This window comes from Mycobacterium sp. (assembly GCF_004298145.1).
Lineage (GTDB): Bacteria > Actinomycetota > Actinomycetes > Mycobacteriales > Mycobacteriaceae > Mycobacterium.
The window spans coordinates 1-25,971 of the sequence record NZ_SCRH01000071.1; the positions used below are offsets into that span (position 1 = coordinate 1).

At 66.1% G+C, this 25,971-nt stretch carries 25 protein-coding genes and 1 tRNA gene; 13 read left to right on the forward strand and 13 right to left on the reverse strand.

Annotation, left to right across the window (positions count from 1 at the left end; all coding sequences use genetic code 11):
• Positions 1 to 154: 154 nt before the first annotated feature.
• Together EPN51_RS28115 and EPN51_RS28120 are read right to left on the reverse strand one after the other, a co-directional pair.
• Positions 155 to 481 (reverse strand): DUF2710 family protein, encoded by a 327-nt coding sequence (locus tag EPN51_RS28115; RefSeq protein WP_293049200.1) that lies wholly within the window; start codon positions 479 to 481, stop codon positions 155 to 157.
• A 51-nt stretch (positions 482 to 532) separates the two neighbouring features.
• Positions 533 to 2,164: a DUF5632 domain-containing protein gene (locus tag EPN51_RS28120; RefSeq protein ID WP_293049156.1), complete on the reverse strand. Its 1,632-nt coding sequence runs from the start codon at positions 2,162 to 2,164 to the stop codon at positions 533 to 535.
• Positions 2,165 to 2,243: 79 nt separating this feature from the next.
• On the opposite strand from EPN51_RS28120, the gene EPN51_RS28125 reads away from it, so the two are divergent.
• Positions 2,244 to 2,387 carry a hypothetical protein gene (locus tag EPN51_RS28125; RefSeq protein ID WP_293049157.1) on the forward strand — a complete coding sequence of 48 codons (144 nt, stop codon included), beginning with the start codon at positions 2,244 to 2,246 and terminating at the stop codon, positions 2,385 to 2,387.
• 34 nt (positions 2,388 to 2,421) lie between these two features.
• On the opposite strand, the gene EPN51_RS28130 is transcribed toward EPN51_RS28125, so the two are convergent.
• From EPN51_RS28130 to EPN51_RS28155, 6 genes are all read right to left on the reverse strand, one after another.
• Positions 2,422 to 2,733 (reverse strand): DUF2694 family protein, encoded by a 312-nt coding sequence (locus tag EPN51_RS28130; RefSeq protein WP_293049158.1) that lies wholly within the window; start codon positions 2,731 to 2,733, stop codon positions 2,422 to 2,424.
• Positions 2,730 to 3,047: an ESX-1 secretion-associated protein gene (locus EPN51_RS28135; protein ID WP_293049159.1), complete on the reverse strand. Its 318-nt coding sequence runs from the start codon at positions 3,045 to 3,047 to the stop codon at positions 2,730 to 2,732. The genes EPN51_RS28130 and EPN51_RS28135 overlap by 4 nt, the downstream gene beginning before the upstream one ends.
• 50 nt (positions 3,048 to 3,097) lie before the next feature.
• Positions 3,098 to 4,558 (reverse strand): DUF4226 domain-containing protein, encoded by a 1,461-nt coding sequence (locus EPN51_RS28140; protein WP_293049201.1) that lies wholly within the window; start codon positions 4,556 to 4,558, stop codon positions 3,098 to 3,100.
• Between the two features lie 136 nt (positions 4,559 to 4,694).
• Positions 4,695 to 5,057, reverse strand: coding sequence for a DUF4226 domain-containing protein (locus EPN51_RS28145; RefSeq protein ID WP_293049160.1), 363 nt, complete (start codon positions 5,055 to 5,057; stop codon positions 4,695 to 4,697).
• Positions 5,058 to 5,105: 48 nt separating this feature from the next.
• Complete coding sequence (locus EPN51_RS28150; RefSeq protein WP_293049161.1) at positions 5,106 to 5,930, reverse strand: C40 family peptidase; 825 nt, start codon at positions 5,928 to 5,930, stop codon at positions 5,106 to 5,108.
• Positions 5,927 to 6,715 carry a helix-turn-helix transcriptional regulator gene (locus EPN51_RS28155; RefSeq protein WP_293049202.1) on the reverse strand — a complete coding sequence of 263 codons (789 nt, stop codon included), beginning with the start codon at positions 6,713 to 6,715 and terminating at the stop codon, positions 5,927 to 5,929. Before EPN51_RS28155 ends, EPN51_RS28150 begins: the two co-directional genes overlap by 4 nt.
• A 144-nt stretch (positions 6,716 to 6,859) precedes the next feature.
• Between EPN51_RS28155 and EPN51_RS28160 the strand changes: the two genes are divergently transcribed.
• From EPN51_RS28160 to EPN51_RS28175, 4 genes are all read left to right on the forward strand, one after another.
• The gene (locus tag EPN51_RS28160; RefSeq protein ID WP_293049162.1) at positions 6,860 to 7,276 is read left to right on the forward strand and encodes a WhiB family transcriptional regulator; all 417 of its coding nucleotides are present in this window, start codon (positions 6,860 to 6,862) and stop codon (positions 7,274 to 7,276) included.
• Positions 7,277 to 7,372: 96 nt separating this feature from the next.
• Positions 7,373 to 8,755 carry an acyl-CoA dehydrogenase family protein gene (locus EPN51_RS28165; protein ID WP_293049163.1) on the forward strand — a complete coding sequence of 461 codons (1,383 nt, stop codon included), beginning with the start codon at positions 7,373 to 7,375 and terminating at the stop codon, positions 8,753 to 8,755.
• A gap of 61 nt (positions 8,756 to 8,816) precedes the next feature.
• Positions 8,817 to 9,803, forward strand: a complete 987-nt coding sequence (locus EPN51_RS28170; RefSeq protein WP_293049164.1) for a pirin family protein — start codon at positions 8,817 to 8,819, stop codon at positions 9,801 to 9,803.
• Positions 9,800 to 10,129 (forward strand): GNAT family N-acetyltransferase, encoded by a 330-nt coding sequence (locus EPN51_RS28175; protein ID WP_293049165.1) that lies wholly within the window; start codon positions 9,800 to 9,802, stop codon positions 10,127 to 10,129. The genes EPN51_RS28170 and EPN51_RS28175 overlap by 4 nt, the downstream gene beginning before the upstream one ends.
• A 67-nt stretch (positions 10,130 to 10,196) precedes the next feature.
• On the opposite strand, the gene EPN51_RS28180 is transcribed toward EPN51_RS28175, so the two are convergent.
• From EPN51_RS28180 to mbtM, 3 genes are all read right to left on the reverse strand, one after another.
• The gene (locus tag EPN51_RS28180) at positions 10,197 to 10,631 is read right to left on the reverse strand and encodes a hypothetical protein (RefSeq protein WP_293049166.1); all 435 of its coding nucleotides are present in this window, start codon (positions 10,629 to 10,631) and stop codon (positions 10,197 to 10,199) included.
• A complete protein-coding gene (locus EPN51_RS28185) occupies positions 10,628 to 12,487 on the reverse strand; it encodes a hypothetical protein (RefSeq protein WP_293049167.1) in 1,860 nt (619 codons plus the stop codon). Before EPN51_RS28185 ends, EPN51_RS28180 begins: the two co-directional genes overlap by 4 nt.
• A gap of 438 nt (positions 12,488 to 12,925) precedes the next feature.
• Positions 12,926 to 14,488 (reverse strand): long-chain-fatty acid--ACP ligase MbtM, encoded by a 1,563-nt coding sequence (gene mbtM, locus EPN51_RS28190; protein ID WP_293049168.1) that lies wholly within the window; start codon positions 14,486 to 14,488, stop codon positions 12,926 to 12,928.
• A 250-nt stretch (positions 14,489 to 14,738) separates the two neighbouring features.
• Here mbtM and EPN51_RS28195 point away from each other — a divergent pair, with 250 nt between their 5' ends.
• Entirely contained in the window at positions 14,739 to 15,098 is a 360-nt protein-coding gene (locus EPN51_RS28195; protein ID WP_293049169.1) for a nuclear transport factor 2 family protein, read from the forward strand.
• Positions 15,099 to 15,180: 82 nt separating this feature from the next.
• Here the strand turns inward: EPN51_RS28195 and EPN51_RS28200 are convergent.
• Positions 15,181 to 15,263: transfer RNA gene (locus EPN51_RS28200), tRNA-Leu, on the reverse strand.
• A gap of 253 nt (positions 15,264 to 15,516) precedes the next feature.
• On the opposite strand from EPN51_RS28200, the gene EPN51_RS28205 reads away from it, so the two are divergent.
• The 7 genes from EPN51_RS28205 (at position 15,517) to pknB (ending at position 25,296) form a co-directional block, all read left to right on the forward strand.
• Positions 15,517 to 17,133: an FhaA domain-containing protein gene (locus tag EPN51_RS28205; RefSeq protein WP_293049170.1), complete on the forward strand. Its 1,617-nt coding sequence runs from the start codon at positions 15,517 to 15,519 to the stop codon at positions 17,131 to 17,133.
• 123 nt (positions 17,134 to 17,256) lie between these two features.
• Positions 17,257 to 17,724 carry an FHA domain-containing protein gene (locus EPN51_RS28210; protein ID WP_293049171.1) on the forward strand — a complete coding sequence of 156 codons (468 nt, stop codon included), beginning with the start codon at positions 17,257 to 17,259 and terminating at the stop codon, positions 17,722 to 17,724.
• 64 nt (positions 17,725 to 17,788) lie between these two features.
• The gene (locus tag EPN51_RS28215) at positions 17,789 to 19,264 is read left to right on the forward strand and encodes a protein phosphatase 2C domain-containing protein (RefSeq protein ID WP_293049172.1); all 1,476 of its coding nucleotides are present in this window, start codon (positions 17,789 to 17,791) and stop codon (positions 19,262 to 19,264) included.
• Positions 19,261 to 20,670 carry an FtsW/RodA/SpoVE family cell cycle protein gene (locus EPN51_RS28220; RefSeq protein ID WP_293049173.1) on the forward strand — a complete coding sequence of 470 codons (1,410 nt, stop codon included), beginning with the start codon at positions 19,261 to 19,263 and terminating at the stop codon, positions 20,668 to 20,670. The genes EPN51_RS28215 and EPN51_RS28220 overlap by 4 nt, the downstream gene beginning before the upstream one ends.
• The gene (gene pbpA, locus EPN51_RS28225; protein WP_293049174.1) at positions 20,667 to 22,145 is read left to right on the forward strand and encodes a D,D-transpeptidase PbpA; all 1,479 of its coding nucleotides are present in this window, start codon (positions 20,667 to 20,669) and stop codon (positions 22,143 to 22,145) included. Before EPN51_RS28220 ends, pbpA begins: the two co-directional genes overlap by 4 nt.
• A complete protein-coding gene (locus EPN51_RS28230; protein ID WP_293049175.1) occupies positions 22,142 to 23,422 on the forward strand; it encodes a serine/threonine-protein kinase in 1,281 nt (426 codons plus the stop codon). The genes pbpA and EPN51_RS28230 overlap by 4 nt, the downstream gene beginning before the upstream one ends.
• Complete coding sequence (gene pknB, locus EPN51_RS28235) at positions 23,419 to 25,296, forward strand: Stk1 family PASTA domain-containing Ser/Thr kinase (protein WP_293049176.1); 1,878 nt, start codon at positions 23,419 to 23,421, stop codon at positions 25,294 to 25,296. The genes EPN51_RS28230 and pknB overlap by 4 nt, the downstream gene beginning before the upstream one ends.
• Here pknB and EPN51_RS28240 read toward each other — a convergent pair.
• On the reverse strand, positions 25,274 to 25,960 hold the full coding sequence (locus tag EPN51_RS28240; RefSeq protein ID WP_293049177.1) for an aminodeoxychorismate/anthranilate synthase component II: 687 nt from the start codon (positions 25,958 to 25,960) through the stop codon (positions 25,274 to 25,276). The genes pknB and EPN51_RS28240 overlap by 23 nt on opposite strands.
• Positions 25,961 to 25,971 lie beyond the last annotated feature (11 nt).

Consider the following 25,971-nt stretch of genomic DNA (forward strand, 5'->3'; position numbering starts at 1 on the left):
GCCGGGGCCCGTCAACCAAGCCCCGGGCGATGAGCGCGTAAGCGCGCGAAGAGAGCCGGGGCCCGTCAACCAAGCCCCGGGCGATGAGCGCGTAAGCGCGCGAAGAGAGCCGGGGCCCGTAACCAAGCCCCGGGCGATGAGCGCGTAAGCGCCGTCAGTGCAGGGCGCCGCCGTAACTCGCCCGGTTCTCGACCTCCGCCTCTTCTCGCAGCGCTGTGATCGCCAGGTTCAGCCTGCCGGCCAATTCGCCGTGGCCATACCCGGTCATCACCCCGGGGTGCAACGTCAGTCTGATCAACCGACCGTCGGAATTCGCAACAGCGGAGATGTCGCCCAGGTCGACGCTGTAGGTCACAGCCTCGGCCTGCGCCACAAGGGCTTCCCACTTGTCGGCCGCCTCGCTCAGTTCCCGAAGAACCGACTCGACGAGATCCTTATCGCTGAGATTCGCGCGACTGCCCGAACCCGACACGAGGGACAGTATCGTCGACCCCTCCGACCAGCGTCAATTCATACGCGCGGGGTTCTCGGCTCAGCTGGCGGGCGTCGACGCGGCGAGCTTGTGATACCAGGCGAAGTGGTAATTGGCCGACACCGCGTCCCCGCTGGCAATGCCTTCGGTGGCGGCCATCAACAGGCACTTGAGCAGCAGCGCCGGATTGATGTTCGGATACTGAACCAGGAGCTGATAGCGGGCCGTGTCGAGATGCACCCGCAGCACGTCGACCTCCTGATCAACGACCATCGTGCCCGCGGCCGCGGCATCCGCCAGCCGCGCCACGATCTTGGGCAGATCGGCCCGCCCATGGGTGGCCTTGCTCAGCACTGTTGCCAGGTCATCGATCGCAGGCAGCTGGCGTGCCTCCACAGACGATCGTGTCGCAGCGAAGTCAGCCGAGCGACGCAGCGAATCACCGGGAGTGTAAGTGACGATGCGCGCGGTTTCGCCGATCAGCGCGGCGACCCTGCCACTGCGTCGCTCGGGTTCCAACAACCGCACTCCTGCCGGAAGGCTGATGCCAGAAGGAATCCATCCGTGGGCGAGGTCGGTGACCAATACCGTCGTCCCGTCAGCGCGATCCCCGATCGCCCAATTCAACCGTGGCTCTTGCCGGACCACAAATTCGAGGAGCCGGTTCAGTCGTTGGTTATCGAATCCTGTTGGAGCTACTAGCTTTTCGGTGTGCTCCTGCGCGGTCACCGGCTCGTCCGCTGGTGTTTGACGGTGTTCGACCTCGACGGGTTCGTCAACGGGCGCCGGCGCGCTGTCGACCGGCGCCTCGACGACCGGCGCCTCGTCGGTAACCACCGGAATGACCTGCGTCTCTCCGAGATCGGACAGGTCGGCAGTCCCGGCCGACTCCTCATCGGCGGTGGCTTGCTGCTCGGGGGCAGCCGGCTCATCGCGGTCAGCGACCGGCTCGTCTACAACAGCGTGGTGGCGGCCGCTGCCGACGGGCTCGTCGGCCGGTTCCAGCGCACCGTCGGCCCGCGCCTCGACGACCGGCTCCTCCTCGGTAACCGCCGGAATGACCTGCGTCTCTCCGAAATGCGATAGATCGGCAGTCCCGGCCGCCTCGTCATCGGGGGTGGGTGCCTGCCGCGCCTGCGGCTCGTCCGGACGAGCGACCGGTTCGGCCACGCGGCGGCGACGCCTTCTGACCGGTTCCTCGGGTGGCTCGGGTGCGTTCCGCGCGGGCGCCTGGGCGACGCGGTTGACCTCGCGGATCGCAGGTAGCACTTGCGTCTTTTCCAGGTCTGCACCGGAGGGCTCCGGGGCCGGTGGGGGAGCAGCGGGGGCTTGGGTGCCGTTCTGCACCGTATGCAGGTAGCGAATCGTCGATTCGACGCGGCGCACGGCACGGGCACGGGCTTCGTCGATGATTCGCGCCTCGGCTGCCTGCCGGGCATGATCGGTCATTCCCGCCCGCTTGAGCACCTTGAGTTCATCGTTGGCGCCGTTGGCAATTCGCCGCAGGTCTGCCTTGAGATACTCTGCGAGAGTGGCGGTCTCGACAGCGACCGGCGACAATTCGGCAGGCCACAGCCCGCCTGTCACCCAGGGGGTGCAGTCGATGGGAGAGCTGAAAGCCGGAATCGTCAGTGATTCCCGGGTAGCTCTCCGGAGGCGCTGACGCGCCGTCATCCGACCGAAGATCGCCACTGGCTAAGCGTACCGGCAGCGCGGCGACTTGTGCGGTCAGTGAATTGTGCGCCCGCAAAGGCCTGGGTACCGTGGGGACATGGCTGAATCTGCACTGCAGCAGCAACTCGACGAGGTGCGCGCCTTGCTCGCCCGCGCGCGAGAGTTGTTCGGCCCCAATCCCGTAGAACCGCCCACCGGTATCGCTCCCGATCCCCGCGCAGCTGAGCCGTGGCTGCGCTAGGCGGGCGGCTCAGCTGAGGATCCGTCCGGGCTGGTCAGCGCACGCCGTTGCGGCGACGCAGTTTGTGCGCCAGCAACTTCTCAATGGCCGCATCAAGGTCCCGCGGGGTCGGAACCTCGGCGGAAGGAGTGTGTCCGGCCGCGACGATCTCGTCGCGAATCTCCAGCAATGCCTTGAGGCACGACACATCGGCGGTGAGCAGGATGCCCTGCGCCAGCGTCTCGGCGTCGGTTTCCATCGCCTCTTCGCTCAGCGCGACGCTGTGCATGTATCCGCCGCGGCAAGAGCGAACGAGGATGTGCCCACTCGGATGAACAGTGTCGAAAGCGGGATTCGCGTCGGTCATCGACCGCGGTCGACGATGTCGCCGAACTTGCGTGCAGCCTCCTGCTCGTGCTGTTCCCACATCGTCGCCGATACGGTCAATTGGTCGGCCAAATCGGCGTGGTCGGCAGCCTGCTGCTCATAGCACTGGCGTCGCAGCTCAAGCAGTTCGCGGCCGGCATCGCGAAGTTCACCAAAGATCGGTCCGAGCGAATCGAGGCTCTCCTGAATCGCGGCGTGCGACGACGGAACGGTGCGCAAGTACTCCGACGTGTCCTGGTGATGCGCGGCGGCCTGACGTAAGTGCCCGGGCACCACATGAATCGAATCTGCCATCCGCAATCTCCTGGTTACGACCGCCGTACGTACCGGCGACTTCATTTTTGTCAGGTGGTCGACGAGGTCGCCGGCCGGGTAGGTGTCGGTGGTTCAGGCTTAGCCGGCGTGGTCACGGTCGCGGCCGCCGCCGGCGGATGCTCCCAGCCTAGGAAGCTCGGCCCGCTCACGGTGCCGATGTGTTGAATTTGGCCGTCGAGAAGCGCCTTGCCAGGTCCGAGGGCAAGGGCGTGACGATCCGTGAACATACCGACATCGCCCGGAGTCACCTGTACGGCATCGATGGGGTTGACCACCGCCGTTCCCGGTGGGGGAAGAGTCATTCCCTGTTGTTGGAAGGCCTCCGCGATCGGTGTCCCGCCGACCGCGGCCTGGATCGCCGCAGCCAACTGGGGGCTGGCCGCGGTCACAGTTTCGCCGTCGGGCAACGTCACCGGTGTCGGGCCGACCGGAGGCTCACCGGATGACACACCCTGCGGGTCGTTGTTCTCGTCGCCGGGGCCGTTCGCGCTCGGGTCCTCCTGGGCGTCCGGTACGTCTTCGTCGGCCAAATCCTGCGTCGCCGGATCGATTCCGTCGCCACCCCGCAACCCCGAAAGCGGAAGGCCGCCGGGCGCTTCCCAACCCGCCATGGAGGCGGGCATGGCGCCCAGACCCGGGAGTGGCCCACCACCAAAGTTGGGCAACGCGGGCGCCATCGGCGTTTCCGACGCCGGCGCGAGGGGGGCGCCCCCCATCGGACCCGGCCCCGATATGTCCCCGGGCAGCAACTCGTCATCGTCGGCCAACAACGAGTCCAGCAGCGGATCCCAGTCGGAATCGATACCGTCGCTCCCCTGATCGGTGGTGCCGACCGCGGGCGCATCACCAACGGACACCGGCGCCGGAGGGTGTTCACCGGGCCGGTTCGGTTCGTTCTTGGACGCGTCATAGAGCGACGTCCATGCGGCCATCAACGCCGACTTCGACGTGTCGTCCAGGCTCGCATTCAGGACCACCGCGCGAATATCCCTGAGCTTCCCGATGAGAAACCGTTGGAAATCGCGCGCCCCCGCCGGGGTGTCCAGGTCTGATCTCATCCGTACGGCGGCTTCGGTTTCCTGTTGCAACTTGGTGAGCGCTTCCCCGCCGTCGACCGCACTCAGGTGGGCGTTCAGGATGGCCGAAACCACTTGCATATCCAATTGCGAGCTCGCCGAGTTCTGCTGTGCCAGAGCGGCTTCGGCGCTGGCGATGGCGTCCGCGGCGGCACCCGATTCGCGATCGGGCGGTGTGGCGGTTCCTTCGACTGATCGCCCGGTGGGCGGGCTGCCCGGTGCTACCTCGCCGAATACGGCAGCATGCTGTTGGCGGATCTTGCGCAGGATCGCCTCGAGTTGGTCGGGGCGCGTCGTCGGGGTGATCACAGCGGACACCTCGGCCGGCGCCAACCCCGTCTGCCACGCGTTCGGATCGCCGGTGCGGTCTCGAACGTATTTGACCGCGGCGAGGAGATCGTCGTAGGCCGACATCAGCCCGGCGGGCAGCACTGCGACCGCAGCGGACCCTGCTGCGGGAAGTAGCGCGACCCCTCCATGTCCGGCGACGGTACTCAGGGGCGTTCCTGTCGACAATTCACTGAGCTGCATGGTTGTGGACTAGTCCTTGTCAACCGCTACCGGTGGTGTACTGCGTCCGAAGGTTCGCCAACACAGCCCTTTTCGCCTGAGCGAGTTCGCGAGCCCCGGCCACAACCGTGGCGATCTCACGTTGTTTGTCCAGCAGAAACTTCTGAAACTCGCGCGCGCCCATGGGCGTATCCACGGCGAGGGCCGCTTGCTGCACGACGGCGTAATCGATCTGCTCGGCGATGGCGTCCAGCCGGCGGACGCTCTCGCGCGCTGCGGCGTGAGCAGTGGTGAGCACGTCGGTGAGCACACGGTCGGCGTCGGACGCGGCGCCGTGCTGGCTCGCCAGCGTCGATCGCCGCGCCTCAACGGCCTCTAACGAGGGCCCGGGTTGTTCCGGCATCGACTCACCCTTCTCGTCGCGCCCGCATGGCCGGGCGATCTTGGCGTGTCATATCGGTCGACGTATCGCAACGCTGTTGCCCAGCCGGCTTATTCGCACCGACGCGCCCGGGTAGGGCGCCTCGACGACCAGGTTGTTGCCGATGGCGAGCTGGACGTGTCCGGCGTGCGGAAAGATCAGATCACCCGGCCGCACCTGGGAACGGGGTACGGGGATGCCATCGTTGATCTGCTGATATGTGGTGCGGTCCAAGTGAATACCGGCCCGCGCGTAGCTCCACTGAACCAGCCCGGAACAGTCGAATTGGTCGGGGCCGGTCGCGCCCCACACGTATGGCCGACCTAGTCGTGACAACGCGGCCCGCACCGCAAGTACGGCACGGTCGTTCGGTAGGCCCAGTAACGCGAGACCGCGCACATACCGGAGCCGGTACCGCAATGCCAGCAGTGCCGCATGGTGCCGTCGCGCGCGCGACCTCGCCGATAGGACGTGGGCCCGTTGCGTACGCAGTCGCGCCGCGCGCCGGCGCATCGCCTCTCGCTGTGCCAACGGGGTCGACCAGGGCACCGTGGCATCGGCCCGGGCCGCGTCGAGGACGCTTTGGGTCAGGTCGCCGGCCTGCGCCCGGTCTCGGTGGGCGCTGGCGAGCAGGTTCGTGACCGCGGCGTCGGTGCCGGCCGCCGACGTGAGGCGTTGCCGGCTGTGGTCCACCGCGAGTCGGTAGCCGCCGCCGGCCGATCCGTCGTTCAGCCGGGCGGCCCGCCGCAACAGGCTGCGGTAGTGCCCGGTGTCCGCATCCAGGGATGACGGCATCGTGCTGCCGGCGAAAAGTTGATGTGCGCGGCTCAACGCTTCGACCTCGGTCTGGCTCACTGCGCCCCCTCGACGCTGTCTTGGTTCGCCCGTTCTTGGCTCGTCGACTCGGCCGCCTCGGTGAAGGCCCGCACACGGGGGAGGGCACCCGGCGAAATGACCCCACGATTGCGGATGTCCCACATCTCGTCGACGTCGACGCCGACCAGCGCGGCGATGATCGTCTCCGGCAATGACGACTGCGCGCAGGCCCGGTCGAAGCGCGCGCTCAGGCTGGTGGGCATCCGCTTCAACAGGGCCGTGCGGGTCGCTTCCAGGGCTTGCAGATGCTCCATCAGCCGGTCGGTCGAATCGGCGCCCGCGTTCACCGCGACCCGCCAGGAGCTGGCGGCGAGCATCTCCGCTTTCACGCACTGAGCGATCACAGACAGAATATACGTCTCATATTCGTTTGATGTTGTCGCCGGCAGTCGATCGATGACGGATTTGAGGGCATCGAGCTGGGCTTCGGCGTAGCCTTCCAGCACTTCGGTGTCGCTATGACGGTCGACCACCACCGGTCCGGTGCGCCGCGCCGGCATGGCGACGGGCGGCTGCGCGGCCATCAGGCGGGCCAACTCGGCGTCCGGATCCGCGGCCACCAATAGCCGCGAGTAAGTGCCCGGCGGCAGGCCGAGCCCGTTTTCAATCCTCTGAACTGTGCTTTTGTGTGGTTTACGGGCGCCGCGTTCCAAAAAGCTCAGGCCCATGATGCTGACCCCGGTCGCGGCGGCGAGGTCCGCTAGTGACCAATCCCGCGATTCCCGCAACGCGCGGATCGCCGCACCGGCCGATTCACGGCTCACCACACGCTCCGGCCATGGGCCGGATATTACACAGCCACGGTCCCGGATATGCATATATACGTTTCTATCGCCGTTTCTCTTGCGTGATGGACCCGTCGCCATATACGATTTCACCTACGTTTCGCGTTCAACAAGGAGACCGACATGGGACACCCCTGCGCAGCCAACCCTGAGCTTTGGTTCGGCTACCCCGACGACGACGGTGGTGACGGCGCGGCGAAGGCCCGCGCATACGAGCGGTCGGCCACCGAGGCTCGCCTTCAATGCCTGCGCCGCTGCCCACTGGCGCAACAGCGCCGCTGCGCCCAACATGCCATCGCGCACCGCGAGGAGTACGGCGTGTGGGCGGGGGTGAAGCTGCCGGGCGGTCAGTACCGCAAGCGCGACCAGCTCGCCCACGCCCACGACGTTCTGCGGCGCATTGCTTCTGGCGAGATCAACTCCCGCCAGCTGCCCGAGAATGCGGCGCTGCTCGCACGGCACGAACACGAGGCGGTCGCGGTGGCCGCGGTCGTATTGCATCTGCCGCTCGCCCAGGTCGGGCCTCGTTCGGCTGCCTGACATTTCGCCGAAATCCCAGCTCGGCAGTTTGTTGCAGCAGCCAACGGGGTAGTCGGGGTCGGCAAGACCAGTCTGTCGACCTTGAAGGCGCACCCCATGACGTTCGACCTGACCCCGACGGCGGCACAACACGATCTGGCCCGACGCACGCATGAGTTCGCCGAATCCGTAATACGCCCAGTCGCGCTCGACTACGACCAGCGACAGGAGTTTCCCTGGCCGGTGCTCGAGGAGGCGGCCGAGCAAGGTTTCTACAGCCCGCTGTTCTATCGCGACCTGATCGGTGATCCGACCGGTATCTCGCTGCCCATGTTCATGGAGGAACTGTTCTGGGGCTGCGCCGGGATAGGGCTGGCCATCGTCATGCCGGCGTTGGCGCTGTCGGCGATCGGCCAGGCCGCATCCCCGGAACAGATGCTGGACTGGGCGCCCGAATGTTTCGGCACACCAGGCGATCTCAAGCTCGCCGCTCTCGCGATCTCCGAGCCCCAAGGCGGTAGCGATGTGCGAAACCTGCGCACCCGCGCGCGCCGCGACGGTGACGACTGGATCATCGACGGCCACAAAATGTGGATCGGCAACGGCGGCATCGCCAATGTGCACGTCGTCAACGCGGTGGTCGACGAGGAACTCGGCCATCGGGGTCAGGCGCTATTCGTGGTGCCCGGCGGCACGCCCGGGCTGAAGCTGCTGCGGAAGCTCGACAAGCTGGGGTGCCGAGCCTCCCATACCGCCGAGTTGCTCTTCGAAGGTGTGCGTGTGCCGGGTGCCAATCTGCTCGGCGGGGAGGAAAAGCTCGAACACAAACTCGCCAAGGCGCGAGAGGCAGTGGCGGGTGGAAAACAGTCCGGCTCAGCGACGTTGGGCACCTTCGAGCAGACCCGGCCCATGGTCGCCGCCCAGGCCATCGGGATCGCCCGCGCGGCGTTGGAGTACGCGACCGCGTATGCCACCGAGCGTGAGGCGTTCGGCGGGCCCATCATCGACAACCAGGGCATCGCGTTCCCGCTGGCGGAACTGGCCACCCAGATCGACGCGGCTCGGCTGCTCACCTGGCGCGCCTCGTGGATGGCGGCGAACAACGTTCCGTTTGAACGGGGGGAGGGCTCGATGTCGAAGATGGCCGCCAGCGAGGTAGCGGTCAAGGCCACCGAGCGCGCCATCCAAACGATGGGTGGCTGGGGCTATATCACCGATCACCCGGTAGAGAAGTGGTATCGGGATGCCAAGCTGTACACCATCTTTGAAGGAACCAGCGAGATCCAGCGGATGGTCATCTCCAACGCGCTGGGGGCCGCCGTAGGTACGCCGCCGCTGCATGTGGTGCTCGAGCCGTCCGGGGGAGCGTTGAACCGGGTCTTCGGGCGCGGCACCCTGCTGCGATCCCGTGCCGCCGAAGCCGCCCTGTCGATGCAGGATCGTGTGCCCGGGCCGGTCATGCGGCTGGCCATGAAGGTGCTGCGGCCTCCGGGAAAGTGAGTCGGCCGGGTACGGTCGCGGATGACGGCGCTCTTGGTGGGCCCGCGACGGAGGGTGAACGATGAGCAACCTCGAAGCCGCGCCGGCCGAAGTCGCCTGTGCTGCTTCCCAACATCTGGGCGACTCGCCCATGGTGGAGGTGCTGCATCCGCGAGAGGTCCCCCTGGGCGGTCCCAGGGCGATCCGGGTCCAACGCACGCTGCCGCAGCGACAACGCTCGCTGATCGGTGCGTGGTGCTTCATCGACCACTACGGTCCGGTTGCCGCGCGGATGGACGTCCCGCCACACCCGCATACGGGACTACAAACCGTCAGCTGGTTGTTCGGTGGAGAAGTGGAGCACCGCGACAGTGCCGGCGTACGTGCGGTCGTACGGCCCGGCGAGCTGAACCTGATGACCGCGGGCGCCGGCATTTGCCATTCCGAAGTGTCGGTTGACTCGGGGTCCTTCTTGCACGGCGTCCAGCTCTGGGTGGCGCTGCCCGCTTCCGACCGCGACACCGGGCGAGGCTTTGCGCACTACGCGCCCGCGCCGGTCTCGCTGCCGGGCGCCGAGGCGCGCGTATTCCTCGGCGAGCTGGCCGGAAGTCGTTCGCCGGCGCCGACATTCACTCCGTTGCTGGGCGCTCAGCTCGACCTCGACGCCGGGGCCGGCCTGGACATCGCCGTCGACCCCACCTTCGAACACGGAGTGCTCTGTGATTCGGGTGCCGTCCACGTGGACGGGGAAGCCCTGGCGATCGCCGATCTGGCGTACCTGAATCCGGGCCGCTCGCAACTGCACGTGCGCAACGTGGGGGAGCGGCCCGCGCGGGTGCTGTTGCTCGGCGGCACCCCGTTCGCCGAAGACTTGGTGATGTGGTGGAACTTCGTGGGACGAAGCCACGAGGACATCGTCAACTACCGCCGACTGTGGGAGGACGGCGACGACTGGTTCGGCGATGTGCACGGATACCGTGGAGCGCTCGCCCGATTGCCCGCCCCGCCGCTGCCGACCACTCGGTTGCGTCCACGACCGACACCGCAAAAGAAAGGGAAGCACAAATGACAACGGATAAGACCGGCGCGGAAACCATGGTGAGCCTCCAGGACGGCAAGTACACGATCGCCGTCGAGGGCAAGACGGTGGGCTTCGCCGATTTCGTCGACCGCGGGGACCAACGCGTCTTCCACCACACCGAAATCGATCCGGCCTATGGCGGGCGCGGCCTGGCGACCATCCTCGTCGAGGAAGCGCTCAACGAGGCGCGCGATGAGGGCAAGCGCATTGTTCCGGTGTGCTCGATGATCGGCACGGTGCTCAAGAAGCACCCCGAGTTCGACGACATCACCGACCCGGTCACTCCGGAGATTGAGCAGTGGGTGCAGTCTTAGGCACACGCAAGGTCAGAGGCGGGCAACGGCACAACCGTTACGCCGACACAAGTTATCGACGTTGTGCCTAGCTGATTTCATCCGGTTTCGGCCATCCCCATTTTTTGGACGAATTCGACCGGCGCAGGGTAATCAGCTCCTCGCAAATACGTGAGGCAGTCGATTGATCCGCGAACATCTCCTCGACTCGATTCAGGTTCGCCGATAACCAATTGGCCTGATCTATCGCGCCGCTTGCTCCTGTGTCGTCGACTCCTTCTAGGTACTGGCGAATTAGTGACAGCCAAAACCAATCGTCCGAGGTCGAATAGAGGACCGGTGCGGCGGCGAAATAGATGATGCCGCGATCATTGATCACATCCCACCTGAGCTGCTCGCCGGTGAACGAGATCGATGCATCGATGTCGGCGAGGCCTCGGTTGGATGAGTCTGTAATTCTGTATTTTGGATTGAGGTAAAGAACGCCGACATATTGAACAATAAATTCCAGAAGCGTTTTCAACGCTGACCTCCGATCTTCGGCGGGACTAAGGTGTAGCCATCCGCTGCTTGGTATCCGTGCTCCATCAGGTACTTGAGTTCGGCGGCCGTGTACGTATTGTCCAAAACACTATCGATGGACGTTGACAACCTAATAGTGTCCCGATTTGCGATTGCAATGTCGAGTACATGCTGATTTGCTGCGAGTTGCTCTACGGGTGTGGACGAGTTCCACGCGTCTCCGATATCGAAGTAGCTTGCGCCGCGCTGCTGGGCGAGGTCGATGTACGAGGGCCCCCCAAACGGGTTTTTATACGGTCCCAGAACAGTTTCACCACTTCCGGTCAGATGTGCTTCGGACATCGCTCGCAGCTCGGGTGGCATGTAGTTGAGCGGGTTATCAAGGTGGAATTCCGGATGGGCTGGATCAACCACGACGGGCGCCGGGCTATCGGGCAACGCCGGCACGTGAGGTCCGGCCGGCGCATGTTCGACGGGCACGTCGCCGTGCGGGGCGGGCGGCGTGTGCTCAACCACCGGTGGCTCAAGAGGGTGGGTGCCCGGGATCGGCTCTCCGGGCAGCGGGGCATGAGAAGCCAGGTTCCGCTCGGCGGCTTGGAAGTGTTCCTCGGCTCCGGCGAGTGCGCGGGGGAACACGTTGTCGGCCGTCAGCCCCTCCAGCATTTCGCGGCTGAAAAGCATCTTCACGCCGTGAACGAGCGCCTCACCGCCCGCCTTGAGCTCTGGCGCCCCGACCGCCAGGGTGATGGCCGTAAACAGCGGTTCGGACGTCGCTTCCACCTGCCCCGGATCGGGTGTGCGCATGCCGGTCAACTTGCCGGCGTTGAAGGTGTAGTACGTGCCGGTGGCTTGGTCGAAGAACTCACCCGAGCCGTTCCTGAGCTGGCCGAAGGCCTGTACGGGCTGCCCGTTGACGTTGTAGGTGAACATGAAATGCCCGTCGGGGGTGATGCTTACCGACGCCGGGTCAACGCTGTTGTAGTCGGGAATCTTGCCCAGGTCGTCGAGAGCATGGGCAAGGTCGGCCTTGAGCTTTGGCAGCCGGGCGCTGGCGGCCTCGCCTTCCGGCGAGCCCGGGCCATGGGTATAGAGGTCGGCCGTAGCTTTGTTGAGCGCCTCCTGCGCGGCGCGCACCTTGGCCATTTGGTCCACGACGGCCTGATTGGTGACTTGGCGAAGCTCAGCCAATGCGGCCTGTTGGGTGGGAGACGGCGGAGCAACGCCGTCCCCGTCGACACCGTGAAGTGGGGCGCCGTCATACCCCTCGGCGTGAAGGCTATTCAGCGAATTCCGGAGCCCATCGGAGTAGCCGTTTCGGATCGATTGCAGCGCGGCGAGCGCGGCTTTGGTGTCACGCAGGGCGTCGTCCTCGCAAGTATTGATGAGGGTGTGCAGCGCGTCCTTTTCGCCTGCGCTGAGGCTCTTGTCGTTGTTCAACAAGGCGACGGCCTGGGTAACCAAGTCCGAAATATTCGTCAACTGGGCATCCAAGGTGGCGATCCGCGCGGCCCCGGCGTTCTGCGCGTCGGCCAACGCCGCGGCAATGTTCTCCAGGTCCGCACCGATCTTGGGCAGTTGCAAGGACTGCGCCCCTAGGGATTTCGTGACCCGCTGAACTTCGTCAGAGTCGTTGATCGGATGGCCGCCATCGTGGTGGTTCCAGGCAGCCTCGAAGCGGGTACGGGCCTGCTGGAACGCGTTGTCGGCCTCCGCCGTGCACCGGCCCGCGCGATGAAAGGCGCCGGCCAGATTGGAAATCTGCAATGGGCTGCCCGCCTGCAGGCTGGCATTGATCGCCCAGGGGTCGCCACCGGCCTCGGCGATCAGCGCCTGCTCATCTATATACGGAAGTCCCACAGCACCGCTCGTAGCCGGGCAGCTCTAAACGTCAGTCCCCGCGACGGTGTTGCGAGCATTTGCCACCCTCCCTGAGCTAGCTCATAAGGGTACTGGCGCGAACGCACCCGTCAATTCATTGCAGACTGCGTATCAGCGGAGCATGACCGGCACACTCAGGCGCTGGCCGGCCGAACCGAATCGGGTCGCTAGTCGCTGTTTCGCGGTGGTGCGCCCGAAGCTTCCGGCCACTGCAGGCACACGGGGCTGCACTCGCCCATGCACTCACCGATATCTCCGCGACCGTCCGGCAGGTTCCGGCACCACCCGGACCCGAACCGCTGCCCTCGAACAACATTCGCGTCGCTGATCCCGACGGAGCAGACGCGGAACGGGCCGCCGAATGGATGAACCGGGCCGTACTCCCTGAATCGGGCGGCGCCCTAATAGCGCTCGGCCTCAGGCTTGTAGTTGGCTGCGGACCTCCAGTCGTCTCAGCTTGCCCGACGAAGTACGCGGTAATGATCCGGGTGGCATCAATACGACATCGGCCGGCGTCACCCCGCACACCGAAATGACCCGCTTGATGACGGCGCTGCGGGCCACATCGGGATCCGACCCCGCGAATTCCGCGGCGATCACCAGCCGAGACTGGGCGGCACCGGATTTGGAGCCGACCGCAACTACGCCACCGTGCCGCACACCATCCACTTGCGCGGCCACTTGCTCGATTTCGGTGGGAAAGATGTTGCGGCCGGCAATCGTGATGACCTCTTTGGAGCGACCGCAAATGACCAGCGCGCCGTCGACCAGGTAACCGATGTCTCCCGTGCGGAACCACTGCGCACCGCGATCGGGCTCGATGGTCGCGTCGCCGAAGTACTCCGTCATCATCGACGATCCACGGATCTCTATTTCCCCGACCCGATCATCCGATGCGTGGTCCGTCGGGCTGATGCGCAATTCCATACCGGAGATCGGGCGGCCCAACAGTGCATATTGTTGGCGTGCACCCGATTCCGTCCGCTCGTCGATGCGCAACCCCTCCCCGCAGGCGGGCATCGTCACGGCGCAGGTCGACTCGGCCATCCCGTACGCAGGTATGGCCGCCGACGCCTGCAAACCAAACGGGGCCATTCCCGTGGCGAATCGCTGAAACCCCTCGCAATCAACGGGTTCGCCGCCGTTGATCGCAATCCGCAGCGCTCCCAAATCGACGTCCGGAACTTGCGACGCGTAGCGACCGAGGATGGAATACCCGAAATTGGGGCCGGCGGTGAAGGTTGCCGCGCTGGCGGAAAGCCAATCCGCCCAGCGGAGCGGCGCCGCAGAGAACGCACCCGTCGGCGCCTGCCATAGCGGCACCCCAGTCAGAACAGCGGTCAGCAAGAGGGTCAAACCCATGTCGTGGTAGATCGGCAGCCAGGAACACGCCCGGTCGGAGGCGCCGTCGAGCTGTAGCCGCTCGATGAGGCCGCGCACGTTGTTCAGCACGGCGCCCGGCGCCAAGACCGCCGTTCGGGGATCACCAGTCGAGCCGGCGGTGCCCTGCAGGATCGCGGCATTCGAATCCGGCTGGCCCTGAGGCCTATTCGACGCCGGGGTGCGAGCGGCATCGGCAAGGCTACACACCGACAGGGTCGACTCCGCATCGCCCAACGTGCGCAGGGTGGCTCCGTGACTGAATACCGTGCTGACTCCGATTCCACGGAACCGATTCAGCGTGCTGCGCGCCCATTCAGCCGGGTCGGCACCGCGTCTGGGGCGGGGGAGAATCGAGACGGCGGCACCCGCCAGCCACGCACCCTGAACGGCGGCGACCAGCTCGACGGTCGGTTCACCGACAAGGCCTACGGCGCCAAGGTGATCCTGCTGCAGCAAATGCGTGGCGATGCTTTCGGCCGTCCCGTGTACCTCGGGCCAGGGGCGGGTTATCCAGCGGTCGGTTTCTTTGTCCAGGACGACCAAGTCATGCGGCGATCGCGTCATCGCGTCGCGCACGGCGGACGCGAGAACGTTCATGCGCCGACTCCGGCCCCGAGATGCGCGGTCCCGTTCGCGCCCGACGTCTGGTCTCCGCTGGAGTACGCATGCCATCCGCGTGATGAGCTGCCCGACGAATGGCGTCGACTGTGCGTCCATGGGTCGCGGTACACACCGCGCACGAGCTGCGGCACCACTTTCTCGACATTCGCCGCCAACTGTGACCGGAAGCAAGCGGGGAGCACGAAAATCGCTGGGCTGCCGATTCACCCGCGCTACAGTGCCGTCCATGAACGTCGATGCGGCCGCCTTCTCCAGACGATGGGCAGAACGCTGGAACGCCCACGACGTCGATGCCGTCCTGGATGACTTCCGCGACGACGTCGTGTTCACGTCGCCCGTGGCCGCCGAACTCCTGCCGGAAACGCAGGGGGTGGTGCGCGGCAAGGCGGTGCTGCGGCGGTACTGGGTCGCCGCTATTGAACGCATTCCGGATCTTCGGTTCACCGTCGAAGGCGTCTACCAAGGCGTCAACACGATCGTCATCACCTACCGCAATCAGAACGACGATCTGGTCAACGAGGTCTTGACCTTCAAGGACGACGTGATTGTCGAGGGCCACGGAACGTACGGCTGTGCCGGCTCATAGGGGGACGCCGGATCTCGCGGCCCTCGAACACAAAAGTCACGACCTCTTGCGAGGTCGTGACTTTTCGTAGCACCGCTCAATGTGGGCGAAGGGGGACTTGAACCCCCACGTCCCGAAGGACACTGGCACCTGAAGCCAGCGCGTCTGCCATTCCGCCACTCGCCCGGAAAAACAACCGATGGACCATATCACTCTAATGGCCCGATTCCCGAACCGCCGCAGCGGGCCCGCAAGCCTTCCGGCGCCGAGCACCTAACCGCGGGCGTGGCTCTGAGCTGCGGGGACGCAGTTCTCACCATTTCGGGAGTGCCGCACCGTCGCGATGTCCCGATACCATGCGGGAGTGAATCAGCACGCCGGCGATTCGTTTGCCGCGCACGGGCAATACCTTCTGGCAAGTGCAAGCGAACGGTAGGACATGAGTAGCCAACGGGGGCTGGTCGCGCGGATCGAGCGCAAGCTCGAGGCGACGGTGGACAACGCCTTCGCCCGCGTATTCGGCGGATCGATCGTCCCGCAGGAGGTAGAAGCCCTGTTATGCCGCGAAGCGCGCGACGGAGTCCAGAAGCTTCACGGAAATCGCCTTTTGGCCCCCAACGAATACATCATTACCCTCGGTATGCACGACTTCGAGAAGGTGAGCGCCGATCCGGATCTCACGTCGAGCTCTTTCGCGAGGTACTTGGCTGACTACATCCACGAACAGGGGTGGCAAACGTATGGTGAGGTGGTCGTTCGGTTTGGGCAGTCGTCGAACCTGCGTACCGGCCAGTACCGCGCCCGTGGTGCTGTCAACCCCGATGTCCAGCCCCGCCCGACGGTCGAAGACCCCGTCCGGCCACAATCAAATAATGCGTTCGGCGATGAACGAGGAGTAGCACCCATGACTGACAACTCGAGCTACCGCGGGGATCAGGGGCCGGGGCGGCCCGGTGACGAGTACCACGACGACCGGTACCGGCGTCCCCAGGACGAGGCGCACGATGGCCCACAGGGTGCACCCGACCCGCGGGGAGGATATCCGCCTGAGCAGGGCGGCTACCCACCGCAACAGGGATACCCGCCGCCGCGCCAACCCGAGCAGGGTGGCTATCCCGAGCAAGGCGCCTACCCCGAGCAGGGGCCGGGCGGCTACCCACCGCAACAGGGATACCAGGACCAGCGCGGCCACCCCGAGCAAGAGCAGGGCGGCTACCCACCGCAACAGGGATACCAGGATCAGCGCGGCTACCCCGAACCGGGGCAGGGCGGCTACCCGCCTTCGTATGAGCAGCGCCCTCCCGCGCCCGCCGGATATGGCGGCGGCCAAGGCTATGACCAGGGGTACCGCCAGGGCGGCGGTTACGGCCCACCCGGCGCCCAGCCAGGAGCTGGCCCGCAGGGTTACGGCGGCGGATACGGCGACTACGGTCGCGGGCCGGCCCGCCAGGACGAGGGCGGCTACGCCCCGCCAGAACAGCGCCCCGCCTACCCCGAGCAGGGCGGTGGGTACGACCAGGGCTACCAGCAGGGCGCGGGATACGGTCGCCAGGACTACGGATCCGCCGAATACACCCAGTACGCCGAGCACGCGCAGGGCGGGACGTACGGAGGCCAGGCCGGGGGCTACCCCGAGGCCGCCAGCCCCGAGTACGACTACGGCCAGCAGCCCGAGTACGGGCAGCAAGCGGAGTACGGGCAGCCGGCCGACTACGGTCAACAGGCGGGTGGCTACGGCGGTTACGGCCAGGGCGGCTACGGCGCCACCGGCACCGCGATCACCCTGCAGCTCGACGACGGCAGCGGCCGCACCTATCAGCTGCGCGAGGGCTCCAACATCGTGGGCCGCGGGCAAGACGCGCAGTTCCGGTTGCCCGACACCGGCGTGTCACGGCGTCACCTGGAGATCCGCTGGGATGGACAGGTCGCGCTGCTGTCAGACCTGAACTCCACCAACGGCACCACCGTGAACAACGCGCCGGTCCAGGAGTGGCAGCTGGCCGACGGCGACGTCATCCGTTTGGGCCACTCGGAAATCATCGTCCGAATCCACTAAGTCACTGGGCTAACGCTGCCGTGCTTCGCCCCGTGTCGACAACCGTCCAAGTATCGTGGCGTAGCCGATGTGCTCGGAGTCGCGGGCGCCGGGGATACGACGCTAGGACGGAAAGGACGCCAGATGCAGGGATTGGTACTGCAGCTGACGCGCGCCGGATTTTTGATGTTGCTATGGGTATTCATCTGGTCTGTGCTGCGAATCCTGCGGACCGATATCTATGCTCCCACCGGTGCTGTCATGGTGCGGCGGGGCTTGGCGCTGCGCGGCACGCTGCTGCCTTCGCGTCAACACCGTCGCGCGGCCCGCTATCTGGTGGTGACCGAAGGCGCGCTGGCGGGCGGGCGCATCACGCTCAGCAGCCAGCCGGTGTTGATCGGAAGGGCTGACGACTCCACCCTGGTGCTCACCGACGACTACGCCTCGACGCGGCACGCCCGGCTATCGCAGCGCGGCTCGGAGTGGTACGTCGAAGACCTAGGATCGACCAACGGTACTTACCTTGACAGGGCGAAAGTGACGACTGCGGTACGAGTTCCGATAGGAACGCCGATTCGAATCGGCAAAACGGCGATCGAGTTGCGCCCGTGACCCGCGCCAATGACGATGATGCTGGCTCGGTAGGTTTTCCGGCCGGGATCGAGGAGTGGCGCCCGTGACCCTGGTCCTGCGATACGCCGCCCGGAGTGACCGCGGCCTGGTGCGCGCCAACAACGAAGACTCTGTCTATGCCGGCGCCCGCCTCCTCGCTCTGGCCGACGGCATGGGCGGTCACGCCGCCGGCGAGGTGGCGTCCCAGTTGGTGATCGCCGCACTCGCCCACCTTGATGACGACGAGCCCGGCGGCGACCTGCTGGCCAAGCTCGACAACGCGGTGCGCTCCGGCAACGCGGCCATCGCCGCTCAGGTCGAAGCGGAGCCCGAACTTGAAGGGATGGGCACCACACTTACCGCAATCCTGTTCGCGGGCGACCGAATTGGATTGGTGCACATCGGCGACTCGCGTGGCTATATGTTGCGCGACGGCGAACTGAGCCAAATCACCAAGGATGACACGTTCGTGCAGACCTTGGTCGACGAAGGCCGTATCACCCGGGAAGAGGCACACAGCCATCCGCAGCGATCGTTGATCATGCGCGCGCTCACCGGTCACGAGGTCGAGCCGACACTGACCATGCGGGAAGCGCGCACCGGCGATCGCTATCTCCTTTGCTCCGACGGGTTGTCGGACCCGGTGAGCGACGAGACCATCCTCGAGGCGTTGCAAATTCCCGACGTCGCCGAGGCTGCGTACCGCCTCATCGAGCTGGCGCTGCGCGGCGGCGGTCCGGACAATGTCACCGTCGTGGTCGCCGACGTCGTCGACTACGACTACGGGCAAACCCAGCCGATCCTCGCCGGCGCGGTGTCAGGCGACGAGGACCAAATGACACTGCCCAACACCTCGGCCGGGCGCGCCTCGGCGATCAGGCCTCGCGAAGAGTCAGCCAAACGCGTTGCGCCGCAACCGGAAACGACACATCGGCCGCGGTGGTCCCGCCGGCACATGATCGTCTTCGCCGCCTTGGCGGTACTGCTGGTTCTCGGGGGCTTCACTGTCGGGTGGTGGGTCATCCAGCGCAACTACTACGTCGCCGAATACAACGGCCGGGTCTCCATCGTCCGCGGGATCCAGGGAACCCTGCTGGGTGTTCCGTTGCAACGGCCCTACCTGGTGGGCTGCGTCAACACCCACAACGAGCTGTCCCTGGTCAGCTACGGGCAATCCGGCCACCCCAATTGCCAGATGATGACGCTGCAAGATCTGCGCCGTCCCGGACAGGTCCAAGTCCAAACGGGACTGCCGGGCGGCAGCCTGGACCAAGCGGAATCGCAGCTGCGCCAATTGTTGGCCGAATACCTGCTGCCGATCTGCCCGTCACCACGCGCCACCTCGCCGCCCCGGTCACCGTCCACCGGCAGCGGAACACCCGAATCCAGCACCACCGCATCGCCAGCACCACCCAGCACGAACGCCTCCAACGGCCCCGCGAACTCATCACCGGCAGGTCCGACCACCACGTCGCAAACGGTGACCGCTCTCCCCGGGCCCCCACTCCAACCGGGCATCGACTGCCGGACGGTGGCATGACAACACAGCTTCAGCCGCCGGTCGCGGTCACGCCCCCTCTGCCTACCCGGCGCAACGCCGAGTTGTTGCTGCTGGGCTTCGCCTCGTTGATCACCGTTACCGCGCTGCTGATAGTTGAGGCCAATCAAACCCGCGATCTGCGCTGGAACGCGATCAACTACGGGCTGGTGTTTCTCGTCGTGTTCGGATCGGCACACATGGCCATCAGGCGTTTCGCGCCCTATACCGATCCGCTGCTGTTGCCGATCGTCGCATTGCTCAACGGGCTTGGCCTGGTGATGATTCACCGGCTCGATCTGGTGACCGACCAGCTCAGCGGCCGCCACCACCCCAGTGCGACCCAGCAGATGCTGTGGACCCTGGTCGGTGTGGTCACCTTTGCCCTGGTGGTCACCTTCTTGAAAGACCATCGGCAACTGGCGCGCTACGGCTACATATGTGGACTCTTCGGTCTGATCTTCCTGGTGATTCCCGCCCTGTTGCCGGCATCGCTGTCCGAACAGAACGGCGCCAAGATCTGGATTCGCTTGCCCGGCTTCTCAATTCAGCCCGCCGAATTCTCCAAGATCCTGCTCCTGATCTTCTTCTCCGCGGTGCTGATCGCCAAACGCGGCCTGTTCACCAGCGTCGGCAAGCACTTCATGGGCTTGACCCTGCCTCGCCCCCGCGACCTCGCGCCCCTGCTGGCGGCCTGGGTGATCTCGGTCGGCGTGATGGCCTTCGAAAAGGACCTTGGCACTTCGCTATTGCTGTACACATCATTTTTGGTGGTGGTCTACCTCGCCACCCAACGCTTCAGCTGGGTGGGAATCGGCCTGGTGCTGTTCGCCGCGGGAAGCGTTGTCGCGTACTTCATTTTCCGCCACGTCCGGGTCCGGGTGCAGATGTGGTGGGACCCGTTCTCCGACCCCGACGGCAGCGGCTATCAGATTGTGCAGTCGCTGTTCAGCTTTGCCACCGGGGGGATCTTCGGCACCGGGCTCGGCAATGGCCAACCCGACACCGTGCCGGCCGCGTCCACTGACTTCATCATCGCGGCGTTCGGCGAGGAGCTGGGGTTGGTGGGCCTGGCGAGCATCTTGATGCTGTACACCATCGTCATCGTGCGAGGAATGCGTACGGCCATCGCCACCCGGGATAGCTTCGGCAAGCTGCTGGCGGCGGGCTTGGCCTCGACGCTGGCCCTTCAGCTATTCATCGTCGTCGGCGGGGTAACCCAGCTCATCCCGCTGACCGGGTTGACCACCCCGTGGATGTCTTACGGCGGTTCGTCATTGCTGGCGAACTATGTGCTGTTGGCCATCCTGGCGCGTATCTCGCACAGCGCCCGCCGTCCGTTGCGCACCCCCGCGCGCCGCAATCCACCGATCGCGGCCGCCGGCACCGAGGTGATCGAGAAAGTATGAACGCCTCCCTGCGCCGGATCTCGGTGACCGTGATGGCGTTGATCGTGCTGCTGTTGATCAATGCCACGATGACGCAGGTCTTCGCGGCCGACTCGCTGCGCGTCGACCCGCGCAATCAGCGGGTCCTGCTCGACGAGTACTCGCGCCAGCGCGGCCAGATTGTGGCGGGCGGACAGCTGTTGGCCTACTCCGTCGCCACCGATAACCGCTTCCGGTTCCTGCGGGTCTATCCCAACCCCGCCGCATACGTCCCGGTCACCGGGTTTTACTCGTTGCGCTATTCCAGCACTGGTCTGGAACGGGCCGAGGACCCGCTGTTGAACGGCTCCGACGAAAGGCTGTTCGGACGCCGGCTGGCCGACTTCTTCACCGGTCGCGACCCCCGCGGGGCCAACGTCGACACCACGATCAAGCCGCGGGTCCAGCAGGCCGCCTGGGACGGGATGCAGCAGGGCTGCGGGGGCCCGCCGTGCAAGGGCGCCGTCGTCGCACTCGAGCCGGCCACCGGCAAGATTTTGGCGATGGTGTCATCACCGTCCTATGACCCCAATCAGCTGTCGTCGCACGATCCCGAGGTGCAGGCGCAGGCCTGGCAACGGCTGCGCGACGATCCCAACAACCCGATGACCAACCGCGCCATCTCGGAGACCTACCCACCCGGCTCCACCTTCAAGGTCATCACCACCGCGGCCGCGCTGCAGGCCGGCGCCTCCGACAGCGAACAGCTGACCGCCGCCCCCTCGATCCCACTGCCCAATAGCACCGCGACTTTGGAGAACTACGGTGGACAGGCGTGTGGCAACGAGCCGACCGTGTCCTTGCAACAGGCGTTCGCCCTGTCCTGCAACACCGCATTCGTCCAACTCGGCATCCTCACCGGATCCGACGCGCTGCGCAGCATGGCGCACTCATTCGGCCTGGACACCACCCCGAGCGTCATCCCGCTGCAGGTCGCGGAATCAACCATCGGGATCATCCCGGACGCCGCGGCCCTGGGAATGTCGAGCATCGGCCAGAAGGATGTCGCCATGACACCCTTGCAGAACGCCGAGATCGCCGCGACCATCGCGAACGGCGGGGTGACGATGCAGCCCTACCTCATCGACAGCCTCAAGGGGCCGGACCTGACCACCATCAGCACCACCGCACCCTATGAGCAGCAGCGCGCGGTGTCGCCGCAGGTCGCCGCTAAGCTGACAGAGCTGATGGTCGGCGCCGAGAAGGTCGCACAACAGAAAGGGGCCATTCCCGGCGTGCAGATCGCATCCAAGACGGGTACCGCAGAGCATGGCACCGATCCGCGGCACACACCGCCGCACGCGTGGTACATCGCTTTCGCGCCCGCACAGACCCCGAAGGTCGCCGTGGCGGTGTTGGTGGAGAATGGCGCCGACCGCCTGTCCGCGACGGGGGGTGCACTCGCCGCGCCGATCGGTCGGGCTGTGATCCAGGCCGCGCTACAGGGAGGACCATGAGCCCGCGAGTTGGTGTGACGCTGTCAGGCAGATACCGCCTGCAGCGGCTGATCGCCACCGGCGGCATGGGTCAGGTCTGGGAGGCGGTGGACAGCCGCCTGGGCCGCCGCGTCGCGGTCAAGGTACTCAAACAGGAGTTTTCCCAGGACCCCGAGTTCATCGAGCGCTTCCGCGCTGAAGCGCGGACCACGGCGATGCTCAACCACCCCGGGATCGCGGCGGTCCACGACTACGGCGAGAGCCAGCTGGACGGGGAAGGCCGCACCGCCTATCTGGTGATGGAGCTGGTCAACGGCGAGCCGCTGAACTCGGTGCTCAAACGCACCGGCCGGCTGTCGCTGCGGCACGCACTGGACATGCTCGAGCAGACCGGACGCGCGTTGCAGGTCGCGCACGCCGCCGGTCTGGTCCACCGCGACGTCAAGCCGGGCAACATCCTGATCACCCCGACCGGCCAGGTGAAGATCACCGACTTCGGTATCGCCAAGGCCGTCGACGCGGCCCCGGTGACCCAGACCGGGATGGTGATGGGGACCGCCCAATACATCGCGCCCGAACAGGCCCTTGGTCACGACGCCACCCCGTCCAGCGATGTGTATTCGCTGGGAGTCGTTGGCTACGAGGTTGTTTCGGGTAAGCGGCCGTTTACCGGTGACGGCGCGCTGACGGTGGCGATGAAGCACATCAAGGAACCTCCGCCGCCGCTGCCCCCGGAGCTGCCGCCCAACGTCCGAGAACTCATCGAGATCACGCTGGTCAAGAATCCGGCGATGCGTTACCGCAGCGGGGGACCGTTCGCCGATGCCGTGGCCGCGGTGCGCGCCGGTCGTCGCCCTCCCCGCCCCAGCCAGTCACCGCCTCCGGGCCGGGCATCGCCCGCGGCGATTCCGTCCAGCCCGACGACCAGGGCGGCCGCGGTGTCCCCTCGAAGCGCTGCGCCGCGGCGATCCCGCCCGACCACCGGCGGGCACCGTCCGCCCCCGGCCCGGCGCACCTTCTCGTCGGGGCAGCGGGCACTGCTGTGGGCCGCCGGGGTGCTCGGCGCGCTGGCGATCATCATCGCGGTGCTCATCGTCATCAATTCCCGGGGGGATCAGCAGCAACAACCCCCGACGGTCACCGACACCGGCACCCCGCCGGCCTCGGCGCCGCCACCGACCAACACGCCGAGCGGTTCCGCGACCCACCCCGGCGTGCGGCTCACTTGGCCCGATGACGGCACGATGGGGACGGCTGGATTCCGCCCCGGACCGGCCCGACACGAGACATCGCAATGACCACCCCGCAGCACCTGTCCGACCGTTACGAAGTGGGCGAGATCCTCGGCTTCGGGGGTATGTCCGAGGTTCACCTGGCCCGCGACGTCCGTTTGCATCGCGACGTCGCGGTCAAGGTGCTGCGCGCGGATCTGGCCCGCGATCCCAGCTTCTACCTACGCTTCCGGCGCGAGGCGCAAAACGCCGCCGCGTTGAATCACCCGTCCATCGTCGCCGTGTACGACACCGGTGAGGCGGAGACCCCCACCGGGCCGCTGCCCTACATCGTCATGGAGTACGTCGACGGGGTCACCCTGCGCGACATCGTGCACACCGACGGCCCGCTACCGCCGCGGCGCGCGATCGAGATCATCGCCGACGCGTGCCAGGCGCTGAACTTCAGTCATCAGAACGGCATCATCCACCGCGACGTCAAGCCGGCCAACATCATGATCAGCACCACCAATGCGGTCAAGGTGATGGATTTCGGTATCGCCCGCGCGATCGCAGACAGCGGCAACAGCGTCACCCAGACCGCCGCGGTGATTGGAACCGCGCAGTACCTGTCGCCCGAGCAAGCCCGCGGCGAGACCGTCGACGCCCGTTCCGACGTGTATTCGTTGGGTTGCGTCCTGTACGAAATCCTCACGGGCGAACCGCCTTTCGTCGGAGACTCACCGGTCGCGGTTGCCTACCAACATGTCCGTGAAGACCCGGTCCCGCCGTCGCAGCGCCACGAAGGCATCTCCGCCGACCTCGACGCCGTTGTCCTCAAGGCGCTCGCCAAAAATCCGGAGAACCGCTATCAGACCGCAGCGGAGATGCGCGCCGACCTGATCCGGGTGCACAACGGCGAAAAGCCCGAAGCGCCCAAGGTTTTCACCGACGCGGACCGAAGCTCGATGCTGTCGTCCGCCGGCAGCGCGGGCCCGCCACGGACCGATCCGTTGCCTCGCCAGGTTCTCGCCGACGCCGGCGAGGACCGCACCGTCGGTTCGGTCGGTCGCTGGATCGTCGCGGTGGCCACGCTGGCCGTCCTGACGATCGTCGTGGTCATCGCCTTCAACACCTTCGGCGGCGGGGCCCGTGACGTTCAGGTGCCCGACGTGCGGGGGCAGGTATCCGCCGATGCCATCGCGGCGCTGCAGAACCGCGGCTTCAAAACACGCACGCTGCAGAAGCCGGATTCGATCATCCCGCCCGATCACGTCATCGGCACCGACCCCAGCGCCAACGCCTCCGTCGGTGCCGGCGATGAGATCACCGTCAACGTCTCCACCGGCCCGGAACAGCGCGAGGTACCCGACGTCTCCTCGCTGAGTTACACCGACGCGGTCGCCAAGCTCAAAGCCGCGGGATTCACCAAGTTCAAGCAGGCCAATTCGCCGTCCACACCGGAGCTGCTGGGCAAGGTGATCGGGACCAACCCGCCGGCCAACCAAACGTCGGCGATCACCAACGTCATCGCCGTCATCGTCGGCTCCGGGCCGGAGACCAAGCAGGTTCCCGATATCGCGGGACAAACCGTGGACATCGCGCAGCGGAACCTGACCGTCTACGGCTTCAGCAAAGTCACCCAGGCCCAGGTGGATAGCCCGCGTCCGGCCGGTGAGGTCGTCGGGACCAATCCGCCCAAGGGACAGATGGTGCCGGTGGACTCGGTGATCGAGCTGCAGGTGTCCAAGGGCAATCAGTTCGTCATGCCCGACCTCAGTGGGATGTTCTGGACGGACGCCGAACCGCGGCTACGGGCGCTGGGCTGGACGGGCATCCTGGACAAGGGCGCCGACGTCGACGCCGGTGGCTCCCAGTCCCACCGGGTGGTGTATCAGAACCCGCCCGTCGGCGCCGGGGTGAACCGGGACGGGATCATCACGCTGAAGTTCGGTCAGTAGCCGCCGGATCGGCCGAGAAATACGGCCGCACCGCGGCGTGTACGTCATTCTCAAGTCGACGAACCAGCGTGTCATTGCGCACCAACCCGCAATCGGCAAGCCAGTTCGCCAGCATGCGATGGCCGCCCTCGGTCAGGATCGACTCCGGGTGGAACTGCACGCCGTGAATCGGCAATTCGGCATGCCGCACCCCCATGATCACGCCGCTGTCGGTGTAGGCGGTGACCTCGAGCACCGGGGGCAACGACTCGGGCAGGATGGTCAGCGAGTGATAGCGGGTTGCCGTGAAGGGATCCGGAAGCCCTTGCAGCACACCGATATTGGTGTGGTGGACGCTGCTGGTCTTACCGTGCAGCAGTTCGGGTGCACGGTCGACGGTGGCGCCGAACGCAACGCCGATCGCCTGGTGCCCGAGGCAGACCCCGAGTAACGGAGTTTTCTCGGCGGCACACGCGCGAACCATCCCGATGGAAGCACCCGCACGCTCCGGGGTGCCCGGCCCCGGACTGAGCAACACGCCGTGGAACTGGCGCGCGGCGGCGGTCTCGTCGGAGAGCCGGGCGTCGTCATTGCGCCAGACATCGGCGTCCACACCCAGCTGGCCGAGGTACTGCACCAGGTTGAACACGAAGCTGTCGTAGTTGTCGACAACCAGGATCCGCATCGTGCCAGGTT

Bases quoted from the DNA above. Each gene is read 5' to 3' on its own strand.
- EPN51_RS28125 (WP_293049157.1), top strand. From the start codon at position 2,244: ATGGCTGAATCTGCACTGCAGCAGCAACTCGACGAGGTGCGCGCCTTG.
- EPN51_RS28130 (WP_293049158.1), bottom strand. From the start codon at position 2,733: ATGACCGACGCGAATCCCGCTTTCGACACTGTTCATCCGAGTGGGCAC.
- EPN51_RS28135 (WP_293049159.1), bottom strand. From the start codon at position 3,047: ATGGCAGATTCGATTCATGTGGTGCCCGGGCACTTACGTCAGGCCGCC.
- EPN51_RS28140 (WP_293049201.1), bottom strand. From the start codon at position 4,558: ATGTCGGCCTACGACGATCTCCTCGCCGCGGTCAAATACGTTCGAGAC.
- EPN51_RS28145 (WP_293049160.1), bottom strand. From the start codon at position 5,057: ATGCCGGAACAACCCGGGCCCTCGTTAGAGGCCGTTGAGGCGCGGCGA.
- EPN51_RS28160 (WP_293049162.1), top strand. From the start codon at position 6,860: ATGGGACACCCCTGCGCAGCCAACCCTGAGCTTTGGTTCGGCTACCCC.
- EPN51_RS28165 (WP_293049163.1), top strand. From the start codon at position 7,373: ATGACGTTCGACCTGACCCCGACGGCGGCACAACACGATCTGGCCCGA.
- EPN51_RS28170 (WP_293049164.1), top strand. From the start codon at position 8,817: ATGAGCAACCTCGAAGCCGCGCCGGCCGAAGTCGCCTGTGCTGCTTCC.
- EPN51_RS28175 (WP_293049165.1), top strand. From the start codon at position 9,800: ATGACAACGGATAAGACCGGCGCGGAAACCATGGTGAGCCTCCAGGAC.
- mbtM (WP_293049168.1), bottom strand. From the start codon at position 14,488: ATGAACGTTCTCGCGTCCGCCGTGCGCGACGCGATGACGCGATCGCCG.
- EPN51_RS28195 (WP_293049169.1), top strand. From the start codon at position 14,739: ATGAACGTCGATGCGGCCGCCTTCTCCAGACGATGGGCAGAACGCTGG.
- EPN51_RS28205 (WP_293049170.1), top strand. From the start codon at position 15,517: ATGAGTAGCCAACGGGGGCTGGTCGCGCGGATCGAGCGCAAGCTCGAG.
- EPN51_RS28210 (WP_293049171.1), top strand. From the start codon at position 17,257: ATGCAGGGATTGGTACTGCAGCTGACGCGCGCCGGATTTTTGATGTTG.
- EPN51_RS28220 (WP_293049173.1), top strand. From the start codon at position 19,261: ATGACAACACAGCTTCAGCCGCCGGTCGCGGTCACGCCCCCTCTGCCT.
- pbpA (WP_293049174.1), top strand. From the start codon at position 20,667: ATGAACGCCTCCCTGCGCCGGATCTCGGTGACCGTGATGGCGTTGATC.
- EPN51_RS28230 (WP_293049175.1), top strand. From the start codon at position 22,142: ATGAGCCCGCGAGTTGGTGTGACGCTGTCAGGCAGATACCGCCTGCAG.
- pknB (WP_293049176.1), top strand. From the start codon at position 23,419: ATGACCACCCCGCAGCACCTGTCCGACCGTTACGAAGTGGGCGAGATC.
- EPN51_RS28240 (WP_293049177.1), bottom strand. From the start codon at position 25,960: ATGCGGATCCTGGTTGTCGACAACTACGACAGCTTCGTGTTCAACCTG.